Source organism: Vibrio sp. YQ_11 (genome assembly GCF_043103065.1).
In the GTDB taxonomy this organism is placed as follows: domain Bacteria; phylum Pseudomonadota; class Gammaproteobacteria; order Enterobacterales; family Vibrionaceae; genus Vibrio; species Vibrio parahaemolyticus.
The window spans coordinates 257,712-271,616 of the sequence record NZ_JBICJM010000049.1 but is presented as its reverse complement, the minus strand read 5'-3'; the positions used below and the strand labels follow the sequence as shown (position 1 = coordinate 271,616).

Sequence of the window (13,905 nt, the reverse complement as noted above, 5' to 3'; positions counted from 1 at the left end):
GGAAACAGGAGACTGATATGTCTGAGCAACTCACCCAAGAACAAATTGATACGATTAATCGCTACAACGAAGAGCAGCGCCTAAAGTATTGTGTCAAAGAGATTGTCGCGAATCGTAAAGTTTGGATTCTTAAAGATGAGCACGGCTGTGTCATGTTAAACACAGAAGACGATGATTGCGTTCCTGTGTGGCCAAATGAAGAATTTGCCAAGCAGTGGGCAACGGGTGACTGGGAAGAGTGTGAACCAGAAGCGATCTCTCTTAACAAATGGCATAGCCGTTGGACTACTGGCCTAGAAGATGATGAGCTATCGGTTGTTGTATTCCCGAATCAAAACGAAGAAGGCGTGGTGTTGTTTCCCGACGAGTTTGATTTCGAACTGCGTAAACAAGCAAGCCGTCGTTAATCTGACTGTACTCGCTTCACCCAATAGAAAAAGCCTGCATGAAAGCAGGCTTTTTGTTTTTCGTGAGTCGTCTGTTTAGTGGCTTGGCGCTTTGTAGAAATGGCTTTCTACCAAGCGCTGGGTAATTGCATGTTCTGGATTAGTAAGGACTTGGTTTGTCTCTCCAAACTCAACCACTTCGCCTTCGTGCATTACCATCACTTTGTCGGTGATGTGTTTTACGATACCGATATGCTGAGACACGTACACAAACGACAAGCCCATCTCTTCTTGCAGCTCCAAGAACAAGTTGATGATCTGTGAGCGCATCGCCATATCCAAACCGTTTAGCGCTTCATCCGCCACAATGATTGATGGCTGAAGGATGAGTGCACGAGCCAAACAGACACGCTGTTTTTGACCAGCAGCAAGCATTTGAGGATAGAAGTAGGCGTGCTCCGGCAGAAGCCCTACGCGAAGCAACGTCTCTTTTACACGTTTCATTCGTGCATCTGGCGGCATGTTGGTGTTTCGTTTCAACGGACCTTCCAAGATTCGTCCAATTTGAATACGAGGATTCAATGACGTGTTTGGGTCTTGGAAAATCATGCGAATCAACTTACATCGCGTTGCGTAATCTTTGTGTTCTAAACGCTCACCATTGACTCGGATCTCACCAGAGCTCGGTTCAACAACGCCTGCGAGCATACGTGCAAGTGTTGATTTACCGGAGCCATTCTGGCCAATAAAGCCAATAGTTTGCCCCGGTTCCAGCGTAAAGCTCACGGGTTTAACCGCTTCATTAACTTGACGTCTGAATAGTCGAGAACGCGTGACAAACTGCTTCGATAAGTTATCGACTTCGAGTAACGCACTCATGACTTCTTCTCCGTGTTCAATGGAAAGTGGCAGTTAAACTTATGGTTTTTAATGCGTCGCGTGTGTGGAATTTCAACACACTGTTTTTGCGCGTACGGACAACGTGGCCCTAATCGACAACCAATTGGCAGGTGCTGCAAAGGAGGGATCGACCCAGGTAGCGATTGCAGTTTTTGCTTGTGCGGTACCCAATCATTAAAATCTGGCATCGCTTTTAGCAGCGCGTCAGTGTAAGGGTGTTTGGGTGCTTCGATTATTTTGTCGGTGTCGGCAGATTCAACCGACTGACCACAGTACATGACGGTAATTCGGCTTGCCCATTGCGTGATGGTAGCCAAGTCGTGACCGATCAGCAAAATCGTGGTGTTGTTGAGCTGGTTCATTCGGCTCAACAAACGCAGAATCTGCGATTGAGTGATGGGGTCCAAGTCGTTAGTTGGTTCATCGGCAATCAACAATTTAGGTTTGGTTGCGATGGCCATGGCGATCATGACTTTTTGACATTCACCATCTGTTAGCTCGTACGGGTAGCTGCCCATCAAGCGTTTGTGATCTTTGATACCAACTTTGTGCAGTAGCGCAATGGCCTGTTTTTTACGCCATTTGAATCGCTCCCACCACTTGCCTTCAAAGGCGCGAGAGGGGATAGACTCAATTAACTGACGTCCTACTTCTTCGGAAGGGTCCAAACAGGTTGAGGGTTCTTGGAATATCATCGCGATATCGCGGGCAATGACGCGTCGACGCTCTTTCGGCGTAAGCTGTAAAAGGTCGATGTTACCCAAGCGCATTCGGTCCGCGGTGATTCGCCAGTTGTCCTTACAAACCCCCACGATCGCCTTCGCAACTAAGCTTTTACCTGAGCCAGACTCGCCCACCAAGCCTCGGATTTCACCTTCGTTGAGCGTTAGGCTCATTCGGTCGACGGCTTTCACCATCCCTTGTGGTGTTTCGATCTCGATAGTCAGATGTCGAATATCTAATAACGGCATTATTCGATCCCCGCATTCAGCGCTTGGCGTACACCTTCACCTACTAAGTTTAAGATAATTACGGTGAACATGATGGTCAGACCCGGAAGCGTCACGGTCCATGGTGCGATGTAAATTAGCTCGACTGAATCGCCCAAAATGGCACCCCATTCGGTACTCGGTGCTTGAGCACCCAAGCCAAGAAATCCAAGAGCTGTAATATCCAAAATGGCCGCCGACAGAGCGAGAGTAATCTCTGCTGCGATGACGGTTAAAATGTTTGGAAGAATCGAGCTCCACAGCAAGTAGAAGTCATTTGCGCCATCTAGGCGGGCTGCCATGATGTAATCTTTTTCTACCTCGGTATGCACGGCAATATACACCGAGCGAATAAAACGTGGGATCAGGGCTAAACAAATCGCCAGCAAGATATTAAATTCACCAAAGCCAAGGAATGCCACAAAAATGATCGCGAGCAATAGCGATGGAATCGACATAACGGTGTCGAGAAGGTGGTTCAAAGTACTGGAAAGCAGACCTTTCGTCATCCCCGCCAGCACTCCGATAAAGCAACCTACGATGGTCGCAATCGCAGTAATGCCAACTGCTGCGCCAAAAGTCAGTTGAGAGCCCATGATCAAGCGCGACAGAATATCACGACCTAAGTCATCGGTTCCTAAAAAGTAATCGACAGTGCCCGCTGGTGCCCATGAAGGGGGAACGAGTAACTCACCAGATTGTGCTTGTGGATCAAACGGGGCAAGCCACGGAGCTAAAATGGTGATCAATACAATCAAGCCTAAACACCACAAGCCAAACATCGCTAACCCGTTAGCGCGGTAACTACGCCAAAATCGCTCGAACTGAGTTGGAATACGTTCTTCCTGATAAACGTTATTTGTTAGCATACCATTCCTTTCTCACCAGAGGGTTGATCATGGCACCAATCAAGTCCGAAAGGATATTGGCAGTTAAAACGAGTGTCGCAAGCACCATTACTCCTGCTTGGATTGAGGCGTAATCTTGGTTGGCAAGCGCATCCAGCAACCAGCGACCAATGCCCGGCCAGTTAAAGATCGACTCGGTGATGATCGCTAAAGTGATCATGCTAGATAGCTGAACCCCAACTTTTGGAATGATAGGCGGAATGGCGTTACGCATTACGTGCTGAGTGACGATCTCACGATTCGATAAACCTTTGATTCGGGCTGCGCGAATGTAGTTTTGGCTCATAACTTCTGCAACAGAAGCGCGCATCAAACCAACAACTTGAGTCGTAGGTGCCAACGCCAGAACCAAACACGGCAGAACCATGTGCTCGATGACACTTTGCAGTGCGTGAGCTCGGTATTCACCTTTCGCCATAAAGGCGTCAATAATGGCAAACCCAGTCACATGGTCGATTTCGTACAGCAAGTCGTAGCGTCCAGCAACAGGGAAGATATGGTATTCCAACGAGAAGACCATGATCAGCAGTAGTGCCACCCAGAAAATCGGAGCAGAGTAACCCGACATCGAAAGAAACGAGATACCAGTGTCTAGCCACTTACCCTGTTTCATCCCTGCAATCGTACCAAGCGGGATACCGATTAAGAGCGAAACCAGGAAGGCGAAAAAGCACAATTCTAATGTGGCAGGAAAAACAACGGCGAGTTCGTCGTAAATCGCATTGCCGTTTTTGCTCAAACCAAAATCGAGCTGAGAAAGGTTAATTAAGTAGCTTTGCCAGCCAGACCAGAACTCCACATTTGCCCAATGTGAAAGCGGGTCAAGGCGCAGCAGAGAAAAGCCCACCAAAGTGAGAATCATCAAAGTGATGAAAAAGAGGTTAAATCGTCGAATGGTGTACCAAAACATCAGTGGATTCTCTCAACTCTATCAAACGGTTGGGCATTGAAAGGGCTCGATTTGAAGCCAGTTAATGACTTGTCGTGCACACGGAATTGAACCCCATGTGCCAACGGAATAACTGGAAACTCTTCATTCAAAATATTTTGCGCCTGACGATACAGGTTTAGGCGGTAACGTTGCTCTTGCGTCTCTAGCGCGAGATCCAGCAAAAAGTCGAAATCATCGTTACACCACATCGAAACGTTAAGGCCCACTCGGTCTGATTCGCACGATAGTAAAGGACGGAAGAAGTTATCCGGATCGCCTGTATCGCCAATCCAGCCAGTAAGGAGCAAGTCGATATCGTTGATATTTTCAAGATCCACTCGCTCGAAACGGTCGTCGGTGAGCAGAGTCAGCTTAATGCCGATATCGGCGAAGTTCGCCTGAATGAGCTCAGCAGTTTTGCGTGGACTTGGGTTGAATGCTCTTGGCTCTAGCGGCACCCACATCGACAGTTTTAGACCATCTTCGTATCCCGCTTCACGAAGTAGAGCGAGAGCGTAATTTCGGTCATAACGAATTTTCGCACTGTCTTTTTGATACGCCCAAGAGTTCGGCGGCAGCAATGTATAAGCTAGGGTTCCTGTACCGTAATAAACCGAATCCAAGATATTTTGACGATTGATCGCAAGGTTCAACGCTTGGCGGACTCTTGGGTCGCGAAGTGCTGGAGTCTCGGTATTAATCGCAATAAAGGAAACGTTATTTGCTGGTGTCGCCGTCAACTCAAGGTTTTCATCTTCTTGAATGATTGGGATCTGGCTAGAGATAGGTGAAGACAAAACATCGCATTCATTGCGCAGCAACTTAGCTAACGTGCCAGTACCACGGTGTGAAATGTCGAACACTACTTGTTCCATTTTCGCTGGCGAGTTCCAGTAGTTCGGGTGACGTTCCAAGCGAATCAAATCGTTTACTTGATACTCTTTGAGCTGGTAAGGCCCTGAACCAATAGGGAGTTGGTCGATTTGCTCTTTGTTGTCTTTTGCCGCCAATTGTTGACCGTATTCTGCTGACAGTATTACCGCATGGCTGGTGGCGATGTTTGCCAAGAATGAAAAGTTTGGCTGCGCGAGTTTAAACGTCACTGTGTAATCATCGACAGCAATCACATCTTGCAATAGATTTTGAAAATCTAAACCAGCAAACCATGGATAAAAACCACCACCAACTTGATGAAAAGGATGGTCTACATCAATGATTCGCTTAAAGCTGAATTCCACGTCTTTTGAATTTAACGGGCGAGTCGGAGAGAACCACGGTGTCGTTTGGAACTGAACGCCATGTTTGAGTTGGAATGTGTACTCAGTACCTTCCTTGTTCACAGACCAACTTTCCGCAATGCTTGCAATAGGTTGGTGTGTTTTAGGATCAAGCGTGAGTAAGGTGTCGTACAACTGAGGGCTTAACGCCTCGGCTGTAATACCACTGTCTATAAGCTGAGGGTTAAATGTTGTTGGTTTACCTTGCCCACAAAACACAAAACCTGCTTGGCGAATATCGTTGTGATCGATTTCTTCACCACAGGCAGTCAGTAAGCTAATACCAATAAGGCTCAGCGATAATCTTATAAAAGCATTCATAATATGAAATGTTCATTGGACTTTGCTTGTTTCATTTGATCTTACTCGTCCAGAGCTCACAAGCGAAAATGATCTCGCTAATTTAACATCTTTGTGAACTCGCTCCAAACACAAAATCTTTTGCTGGTAGGGTGTTAGATCAAAATACGATGTCTATTTAACACTGTAGCCCGAATTTTGCAGACATGAGTTGCGTTATCTATAGCTAGTGGTGTTTTTGGTTGTGTTAACTTTGTCCGACCAAACCGTACTTTCTGACCATACCTCGTAGCTGGTGATAGCTTAATCCCAGCAATTCGGCTGCTTGTCGTTGGTTGAATTTTGCTTCCTCCAAGGCACGATTGAGAAGATTGATATCTTGCTCCTCTTGCCACTGTTTGTAATCGAGAGGAAAGTGGATCGAAGTCGTTTGAGACGAGGCTTCTTCGTGAGGATCTTCGTTTGCCGCAGTATGACCAAGCGCATTGTTCCAGCCAGTGACAAAAGGGTTAAAAATCAACTCATCAATCGGTTCTGCATTTAACCCGTGTTGATAGATAGCGCGCTCAATTACGTTTTTTAGCTCACGCACATTACCTGGCCATGAGTAATCGAGCAGGGCTTGTTGCGCTTGATGAGTGAAACCAACGAAGTATTCGAGTTGCAACTCTCGACACATTTTCATTGCATAATGTTCGGCAAGCGACAGGATATCTTCTTTGCGCTCTCGCAGTGGTGGCAACATGATAACGTCAAAGGCTAGACGATCGAGCAAGTCGGCGCGGAAATCACCTTGCTCAGCCAGTCGTGGCAAATCTGCATTGGTAGCACACACTAAACGCACATCCGCGTTAAGAGCGGTATGACCACCGACGCGTTCGTATTCACCGTATTCAATCACTCGCAGCAGCTTCTCTTGCACAAGTAAAGGCGCAGTTGCCAACTCATCCAAGAACAAGGTGCCACCTTCCGCACGTTCAAAACGACCTTTATGCTTGCCTTTTGAACCAGTGAACGAGCCGGATTCATGGCCGAACAACTCGGAGTCAATCAAACCTTCGCTTAAGGTCGCACAGTTGAGAGAAAGAAGTGGCTTATCCCAACGTTTTGATAAGTAATGCAAACGTTGAGCGATCAGTTCTTTACCGGTACCTCGCTCGCCAATAATGAGGACCGGACGTTCAATTGGGGCGAGTTGTGATACTTTATCCAATACAGCGAGAAAAGCGGGAGATTCACCAATAAGGTTTTGCTTCATAAAATCCTTCTTATTTTTGCTACCTAGCCTAATTTAAGCGCAGAGTTGGTGAATTTTACCAACTGTTGGTGAAAAACATCATAGCATAACGGTGCATAACAACAAGATTACTGATAACTTGTTGATTTTAATGGATTATAAAAGTTGGCATGGTACTTGTTATATATTCAGGGAGACACAAGGTGAATCACCACCTTGTCGAGTTTTAATAGGAAAAAAGAGGAGTTCCGTTATGGGTATTTTTTCTCGTTTTGCAGATATCGTTAACTCAAACATCAGTGCATTGCTAGACAAGGCGGAAGATCCTGAAAAAATGATCCGTCTTATCATTCAAGAAATGGAAGACACACTTGTAGAAGTGCGTACTAACTCGGCTAAAGCGATTGCAGACAAAAAAGAGCTGGCTCGTAAAGTTGAGATGCTAGAAGAGCAAATTGGCGAATGGGGTCAAAAAGCGAGCCTAGCGTTGGTTAAAGAGCGCGAAGATTTGGCGCGTGCAGCCCTAATTGAAAAGCAAAAACTTGAGCAAGTCGTAAAAGCTTTGCACACAGAGCAAACGCTGGTGGAAGAAACGATCAACAAGTTGACTGGTGAAATCGGTAAGCTTGAGAACAAAATCGCAGAAACACGTGCAAAGCAACAAGCGCTAGCGATTCGTAATCAAACAGCGTCTAACCGTCGCGATGTTCAAAAGCATCTGCATACTAGCCGCACAAATGAAGCAATGGCGAAGTTCGATCAATATTCTCGTAAAATTGACGAAATGGAAGCGGAAGCCGATTTGTACGCTCAAACTGGGAATGCAAAATCGCTAGAGCAAGAGTTTGCAGAGCTTCAGGCTCAAGACGAAATTGAAAAAGAGTTGGCAAAACTGAAAGAACAGATGTCATCGCAAGATAAATAAGAGAGGAGCCATTTATGTCGGCATTTTTATTAGTAGGACCAGTGATTGTCTTTTTAATCTTTGTCGCTCCACTATGGCTCTTCTTACACTATCGCAGTAAACGCAAAACGGATAGTGCACTGTCGAGCCAAGACTTAGAGCGCCTTCAGGTACTGTCTGAAAAAGCGGAAGCGATGCAGTCTCGAGTTGATACATTGGAGCGCATCTTAGATGCTGAGTCACCAACATGGAGACGTAAGTATGAATAATCGAGAACTGTATCGTGATCCAGTAAATGGCAAAATCTCCGGTGTTTGTGCCGGATTTGCCAACTACTTTGGTGCAGAAGTTTGGTTGATTCGTATTGTAGTGATTTCTGCTGCCCTATTAGGTGGTACATTCTTAGTGGTGTTAGCGTATGTCGCGATGGCATTTATGCTCGAAAAGCAACCCGTGAGATATTCTGAAAACATAAGAGAGCAGCAAGAGCATACGCTTAAAAGTAAGCCTTGGCAGAAAGGACAAAGTCCGGATCAATTACTCAGTGTTTTGGAAAGAGATTTTGACCGTCTTGATGGCAAAATTCGTAACATGGAAGCGTATGTGACGTCCGATACATTTAGGGTGAACCGAGAGTTCAGCAAACTCTAAACTTGATGCATCTATCAATGATTTAAATAAAGCAGGCGACAAGCCTGCTTTTTTGTCACAAATTACTAATTTTTAAGCATAATTAATCTTTTGTGCTCTGGAAGTTAATTCATAATTCATCTACTTTAAATGTAATCACTTACTTTTTATGGATGAATGTGATGAGAAAACTGCTCATTCCGATAGCCGTCACGGCTGCATTGTCGGGTTGTGGTAAAGAGCTTCCACCAGTTCCTGAGCCAGAATCTCGCCCCGCAAAACTTTTTACTGTTTCTGTTGGCAACGCACAATTTGAACGCCATTTCCCCGCCACCACAGAAGCCGGTGACAGAGCTGTACTCGCATTTCGTGTCCCTGGATTGCTTCAATCTATCGAAGTTAATGAAGGGCAAGTCGTTAAAAAAGGCGATGTGCTAGCAGTTCTTAACCCAGATGAATATTCCTTATTGGAAAAGCAAGCAAGAGCGAATTTTGCGTTAGCTGATGTTCAGTACAAGCGCTATAAAAAGCTGCGGAAAGACCAAGTGGTCTCTGAACAAGATTTTGATGAAGCGAAAGCCAATCATAACTCTGCTAAAGCCCAATGGGATCAAGCCAAAGCGAATTTGCGCTACACCCAACTCGTTGCTCCTTACGATGGCACCATTTCTTATCTTCCTGCCGAAAATCATGAATACGTTGCCGCCAAAGAAGGGGTGATGAACATTCAAACCAATCAGGTAATGAAGGTGATTTTTCAACTGCCTGACTATTTGCTCAACCGCTATACGCAAGGCGTGAATGTTTCAGCAAAAATGATATTCGACGCGTTTCCCGAACGCTCTTTCGATCTGACTTTCCAAGAAATTGACACCGAAGCCGACCCAAAAACAGGCAGCTATAAAGTGACGATGGTGATGGAAAGACCGCCAGAGCTAGGCATTCTTCCTGGTATGTCAGGCAATGCGTATCTCGTGTCACAAAACTCCGGAGCGACCAAAATTCCAGATTCTGCGCTCTTTGAAGAAAATGGAAAAACTTACGTTTGGCGCGTCGATGACCAAGGTGTGGTTGCGAGAGCCGACATTACGATGAATGACAACGGACAGATCTTGCAAGGGTTAGCGGATGGCGATCAAATCATTATCTCAGGCATTAATGTCATTGAGCCGGGAATCAAAGTCCGGGCTTGGGTGAAGGAGCGAGGGTTGTAGTATGAAAGGAATCATAACCTTAACCACGATTTTCGCGGCGCTTACTTTGACTGGTTGTGGTGAAAAAGGGCCAGAAAGAACCGTCGAAACTCCCAAAGTAAGAGTGGTTTCGCTGGAAGGTAATCGAGTTGATGACAATCTGTATTTTCCTGCTGTTGCGAACGCCGCGGACCGCTCTCATTTGAGTTTCCGTGTGGCGGGCGAAGTGAGTCGCGTGATGGTGCGAGAAGGGGATAAAGTACAAAAAGGCGCTGTTATCGCCACCCTAGACCCAACGGATTATCAACTGGATGTCGATAATGCTACGGCGAGATTTTCTGTGGTCGACAGTCAATATCGCCGCTCTCGACCTTTGGTGGATAAAGGTTTGTTGGCGAAGTCGCAGTTTGATGAAATTGCTGCGCAGCGCCAAATCGCGTTGGCGGAGTTGGAACTCGCTAAGTTGCGTTTATCGTTCACCACATTAAAAGCGCCGGTTGATGGCATCATTTCTCGGGTCAATATTGATCAATTTGAGAATGTTCAAGTTGGGCAACACATCGTCAATATCCACAGTCTGGATCGCGTAGAAGTTCTGATTCAATTGCCAGATCGCTTGTACGTCAAACAGCCTCCTACAGAAGAAAGATTAACGGCAATTAATGCGGTGGTTCGTGTTCCTAGTGGCAACGAGTACAAGGCGACGGTTAAAGAGTTCACCACTGAGCCTGATCCAACCACGGGAACGTTTACCGTGACGCTTTCTTTACCGATGCCAAAAGAGGAATACATCCTTGATGGCATGGCCGTTGAAGTGACCTCGAAAGATGAAAAAGTGGGTTTAGAGCTGAACGTTGGGATCAATGTGCCGATTGAGGCGATTTTCAATGCCGATGGTGACGAGCTTGGACGTGAGAACAAGTTTGTTTGGGTGCTGAATGACGACAGTACCATTTCACGAAAACAAATCCGAACCGGCAAAGCCTCTAAAACGTCGATTCAAGTGCTTGATGGATTAGCGCTTAACGACAAAGTGGTGGTTGCTGGCGTTTCGCGACTCAGAGATGGAATGAAAGTGGAAGTGGTTAAGCAGGAGGCTGGTTTATGAGCGAGCAAAATAAAGTGCCTCAAAGTGATGATGACGTAACGGGCATTGCGGCTTATTTCATTCGAAATCGCGTGATTAGCTGGATGGTGTCTTTGATCTTCTTGATTGGTGGTATTGCTGCCTTCTTCGGGTTGGGACGTTTAGAAGATCCGGCCTTTACTATCAAAGATGCGATGGTAGTGACGTCATACCCAGGTGCGACGCCGCAACAAGTAGAAGAAGAGGTGACGTACCCGCTGGAAAAAGCCATCCAGCAACTGACTTACGTTGACGAAGTGAACTCCATTTCCAACCGTGGCTTATCTCAGATCACCGTGACGATGAAAAACAACTATGGTCCCGATGATTTACCACAAATTTGGGATGAATTGCGTCGAAAAGTGAACGACTTAAAAGTCACCTTACCTCCAGGTGTTAATGAGCCTCAGGTTATTGATGACTTCGGTGATGTGTACGGCATCTTGTTGGCAGTGACAGGGGATGGCTACAGCTATAAAGAGTTGCTGGATTATGTCGACTACTTACGCCGTGAGCTTGAACTGGTCGATGGCGTCAGCAAGGTTTCTGTCTCTGGTCAGCAGCAAGAGCAAGTCTTTATTGAAGTTTCGATGAAGAAGCTAAGCAGTATTGGTTTGTCGCCAAATACGGTTTTTAACTTGCTGTCCACGCAAAATATTGTGTCTGATGCTGGCGCTATTCGTATTGGTGATGAGTACATTCGAATTCAGCCTACGGGTGAGTTCCAAAGCGTTGATGAGTTAGGGGATCTGTTGATCACCGAATCTGGCGCGCAAGGGCTTATTTTCCTCAAAGACGTAGCGGAAATTAAACGTGGCTATGTTGAAGTGCCGAGTAACATCATCAACTTTAACGGCAGCTTAGCGCTGAACGTTGGTGTGTCGTTTGCTCAAGGTGTCAACGTGGTTGAAGTCGGTAAGGCCTTTGATCGTCGCCTTGCCGAGTTGAAGTATCAACAACCGGTTGGTGTCGAAATCTCAGAGATTTACAGCCAACCGAAAGAGGTAGATAAATCGGTCAGCGGCTTTGTGATCAGTTTGGCGCAGGCGGTTGGCATCGTAATTATTGTATTGCTGTTCTTTATGGGGCTGCGCTCGGGTCTACTGATAGGCCTGATCTTGCTACTCACGGTTTTAGGTACGTTCATCTTCATGAAATATCTCGCGATTGACTTGCAGCGCATCTCTCTGGGTGCGTTGGTTATCGCACTCGGTATGTTGGTGGATAATGCCATCGTGGTGGTGGAAGGGATCTTAATCGGCACTCAAAAAGGGCGAACGCGATTACAAGCCGCGACGGATATTGTCACTCAAACCAAATGGCCGCTATTGGGTGCAACTGTAATTGCGGTAACGGCATTTGCGCCAATTGGTTTGTCTGAAGACTCCACGGGTGAGTACTGTGGCACCTTGTTTACGGTGCTGCTGATTTCCCTCATGCTGAGTTGGTTTACCGCTATTTCTCTAACGCCGTTCTTTGCCGATATTTTCTTTAAGGGACAGAAAATCAAGCAAGGTGAAGGTGAAGAAAACGACCCATATAACGGCATTATTTTTGTGGCATATAAAAAGTTTTTAGAGTTTTGTATGCGTCGCGCGTGGTTAACGGTCGTGGTTTTGATTGTTGGGCTTGGTGCAAGTGTTTATGGGTTTACCTTGGTAAAACAATCGTTTTTCCCATCTTCAACCACGCCAATTTTCCAACTGGATGTGTGGCTACCGGAAGGTACAGATATTCGTGCGACTAACGATAAGCTAAAAGAACTGGAATCTTGGCTTGCTGAGCAAGAGCACGTAGATCACATCACAACAACTGCGGGTAAAGGTCTGCAACGCTTTATGCTGACGTATGCTCCGGAAAAAAGCTATGCCGCTTATGGTGAAATCACTACGCGAGTTGATAACTACGAAGCGCTTGCGCCGTTAATGGCACGGTTTAGGGATCACCTAAAAGCCAACTATCCAGAGATCAATTACAAGCTCAAACAGATTGAATTGGGCCCTGGTGGCGGCGCGAAAATTGAAGCGCGTATTATCGGCTCTGATCCAACGGTGCTTCGCACGATTGCGGCGCAAGTAATGGATATCATGTACGCCGATCCGGGTGCGACCAATATTCGTCACGATTGGCGTGAGCGTACTCAAGTGCTTGAGCCTCAGTTCAACGAAAGCCAAGCGCGTCGTTACGGTATCACTAAATCTGATGTGGATGATTTCTTGTCGATGTCGTTCTCGGGAATGACGATAGGTCTTTACCGCGACGGTACTACGTTGATGCCGATTGTGGCGCGTTTACCAGAAGACGAGCGTATCGATATTCGTAACATCGAAGGCATGAAAATTTGGAGCCCTGCGCAGAGTGAGTTTATCCCACTCCAGCAAGTCACAATGGGTTACGACATGCGTTGGGAAGATCCTATCATCGTGCGTAAGAACCGTAAGCGTATGCTTACTGTGATGGCGGACCCTGATATTCTCGGTGAAGAAACCGCATCGACGTTGCAAAAACGCCTACAACCGCAAATCGAAGCGATTCAAATGCCACCTGGCTATTCTCTAGAATGGGGTGGTGAGTACGAGTCTTCAGGTGATGCTCAAGAGTCTCTGTTCACAACGATGCCGATGGGCTACTTGTTCATGTTCTTGATCACCGTGTTCCTATTCAACTCGATTAAAGAACCGCTGATTGTTTGGCTCACTGTGCCACTGGCATTGATTGGTGTCACCACGGGCTTGTTGGCACTCAATACGCCGTTTGGCTTTATGGCGTTGCTAGGCTTTTTGAGCTTATCCGGTATGGTACTTAAAAACGGCATTGTTCTGCTCGACCAAATTGAAATTGAGATGAAGTCGGGGAAAGAGGCATATGACGCAGTGGTTGATGCGGCAGTCAGTCGTGTTCGCCCAGTGTGTATGGCAGCGATCACCACCATTTTGGGTATGATTCCTCTTCTACCTGATATCTTCTTTAAACCGATGGCGGTAACGATTATGTTTGGTTTAGGTTTTGCCACCATCCTGACACTTATTGTCGTGCCAGTGTTGTATCGTCTGTTCCATAAAGTGTCGGTGCCGAAATAGGCTTAATGTAAAGTAACGATGTAAAGTTCAGCGCCTCTAGCTGG

At 46.3% G+C, this 13,905-nt stretch carries 13 protein-coding genes; 7 read left to right on the top strand and 6 right to left on the bottom strand.

Going from position 1 to position 13,905, the window contains the following annotated elements; all coding sequences use genetic code 11:
- Positions 1-17: 17 nt before the first annotated feature.
- Positions 18-407: a DUF2750 domain-containing protein gene (locus tag ACF8EG_RS21505; protein WP_005478908.1), complete on the top strand. Its 390-nt coding sequence runs from the start codon at positions 18-20 to the stop codon at positions 405-407.
- Between the two features lie 75 nt (positions 408-482).
- Here ACF8EG_RS21505 and ACF8EG_RS21500 read toward each other — a convergent pair whose 3' ends face one another.
- From ACF8EG_RS21500 to pspF, 6 genes are all read right to left on the bottom strand, one after another.
- Positions 483-1,265 carry an ATP-binding cassette domain-containing protein gene (locus tag ACF8EG_RS21500; protein WP_005462331.1) on the bottom strand — a complete coding sequence of 261 codons (783 nt, stop codon included), beginning with the start codon at positions 1,263-1,265 and terminating at the stop codon, positions 483-485.
- Entirely contained in the window at positions 1,262-2,257 is a 996-nt protein-coding gene (locus ACF8EG_RS21495) for an oligopeptide/dipeptide ABC transporter ATP-binding protein (RefSeq protein WP_005462378.1), read from the bottom strand. The genes ACF8EG_RS21500 and ACF8EG_RS21495 overlap by 4 nt, the downstream gene beginning before the upstream one ends.
- Positions 2,257-3,144 (bottom strand): ABC transporter permease subunit, encoded by an 888-nt coding sequence (locus ACF8EG_RS21490; RefSeq protein WP_005462338.1) that lies wholly within the window; start codon positions 3,142-3,144, stop codon positions 2,257-2,259. The genes ACF8EG_RS21495 and ACF8EG_RS21490 overlap by 1 nt, the downstream gene beginning before the upstream one ends.
- Positions 3,131-4,093 carry an ABC transporter permease subunit gene (locus tag ACF8EG_RS21485; RefSeq protein ID WP_005462367.1) on the bottom strand — a complete coding sequence of 321 codons (963 nt, stop codon included), beginning with the start codon at positions 4,091-4,093 and terminating at the stop codon, positions 3,131-3,133. Before ACF8EG_RS21485 ends, ACF8EG_RS21490 begins: the two co-directional genes overlap by 14 nt.
- Entirely contained in the window at positions 4,093-5,712 is a 1,620-nt protein-coding gene (gene sapA / locus ACF8EG_RS21480) for an ABC transporter substrate-binding protein SapA (protein WP_069505027.1), read from the bottom strand. Before sapA ends, ACF8EG_RS21485 begins: the two co-directional genes overlap by 1 nt.
- A 226-nt stretch (positions 5,713-5,938) precedes the next feature.
- Positions 5,939-6,949: a phage shock protein operon transcriptional activator gene (gene pspF, locus ACF8EG_RS21475; protein ID WP_053340581.1), complete on the bottom strand. Its 1,011-nt coding sequence runs from the start codon at positions 6,947-6,949 to the stop codon at positions 5,939-5,941.
- 232 nt (positions 6,950-7,181) lie between these two features.
- On the opposite strand from pspF, the gene pspA reads away from it, so the two are divergent.
- The 6 genes from pspA (at position 7,182) to vmeI (ending at position 13,861) form a co-directional block, all read left to right on the top strand.
- Entirely contained in the window at positions 7,182-7,853 is a 672-nt protein-coding gene (gene pspA, locus ACF8EG_RS21470) for a phage shock protein PspA (RefSeq protein ID WP_065969542.1), read from the top strand.
- A 14-nt stretch (positions 7,854-7,867) separates the two neighbouring features.
- A complete protein-coding gene (pspB, locus tag ACF8EG_RS21465) occupies positions 7,868-8,101 on the top strand; it encodes an envelope stress response membrane protein PspB (protein ID WP_015296543.1) in 234 nt (77 codons plus the stop codon).
- On the top strand, positions 8,094-8,483 hold the full coding sequence (gene pspC, locus ACF8EG_RS21460) for an envelope stress response membrane protein PspC (protein WP_021485402.1): 390 nt from the start codon (positions 8,094-8,096) through the stop codon (positions 8,481-8,483). Before pspB ends, pspC begins: the two co-directional genes overlap by 8 nt.
- A 161-nt stretch (positions 8,484-8,644) precedes the next feature.
- Positions 8,645-9,676, top strand: a complete 1,032-nt coding sequence (vmeG, locus tag ACF8EG_RS21455; protein WP_031854080.1) for an efflux RND transporter periplasmic adaptor subunit VmeG — start codon at positions 8,645-8,647, stop codon at positions 9,674-9,676.
- Between the two features lies 1 nt (position 9,677).
- A complete protein-coding gene (gene vmeH / locus ACF8EG_RS21450) occupies positions 9,678-10,763 on the top strand; it encodes an efflux RND transporter periplasmic adaptor subunit VmeH (protein WP_021453990.1) in 1,086 nt (361 codons plus the stop codon).
- Entirely contained in the window at positions 10,760-13,861 is a 3,102-nt protein-coding gene (gene vmeI / locus ACF8EG_RS21445; protein ID WP_005462306.1) for an efflux RND transporter permease subunit VmeI, read from the top strand. The genes vmeH and vmeI overlap by 4 nt, the downstream gene beginning before the upstream one ends.
- Positions 13,862-13,905: the final 44 nt, after the last annotated feature.

Bases quoted from the DNA above. Each gene is read 5' to 3' on its own strand.
- ACF8EG_RS21485 (WP_005462367.1), bottom strand. From the start codon at position 4,093: ATGTTTTGGTACACCATTCGACGATTTAACCTCTTTTTCATCACTTTG.
- pspB (WP_015296543.1), top strand. From the start codon at position 7,868: ATGTCGGCATTTTTATTAGTAGGACCAGTGATTGTCTTTTTAATCTTT.
- vmeG (WP_031854080.1), top strand. From the start codon at position 8,645: ATGAGAAAACTGCTCATTCCGATAGCCGTCACGGCTGCATTGTCGGGT.
- sapA (WP_069505027.1), bottom strand. From the start codon at position 5,712: ATGAATGCTTTTATAAGATTATCGCTGAGCCTTATTGGTATTAGCTTA.
- ACF8EG_RS21490 (WP_005462338.1), bottom strand. From the start codon at position 3,144: ATGCTAACAAATAACGTTTATCAGGAAGAACGTATTCCAACTCAGTTC.
- ACF8EG_RS21495 (WP_005462378.1), bottom strand. From the start codon at position 2,257: ATGCCGTTATTAGATATTCGACATCTGACTATCGAGATCGAAACACCA.
- vmeH (WP_021453990.1), top strand. From the start codon at position 9,678: ATGAAAGGAATCATAACCTTAACCACGATTTTCGCGGCGCTTACTTTG.
- pspA (WP_065969542.1), top strand. From the start codon at position 7,182: ATGGGTATTTTTTCTCGTTTTGCAGATATCGTTAACTCAAACATCAGT.
- pspC (WP_021485402.1), top strand. From the start codon at position 8,094: ATGAATAATCGAGAACTGTATCGTGATCCAGTAAATGGCAAAATCTCC.
- ACF8EG_RS21500 (WP_005462331.1), bottom strand. From the start codon at position 1,265: ATGAGTGCGTTACTCGAAGTCGATAACTTATCGAAGCAGTTTGTCACG.
- pspF (WP_053340581.1), bottom strand. From the start codon at position 6,949: ATGAAGCAAAACCTTATTGGTGAATCTCCCGCTTTTCTCGCTGTATTG.
- ACF8EG_RS21505 (WP_005478908.1), top strand. From the start codon at position 18: ATGTCTGAGCAACTCACCCAAGAACAAATTGATACGATTAATCGCTAC.
- vmeI (WP_005462306.1), top strand. From the start codon at position 10,760: ATGAGCGAGCAAAATAAAGTGCCTCAAAGTGATGATGACGTAACGGGC.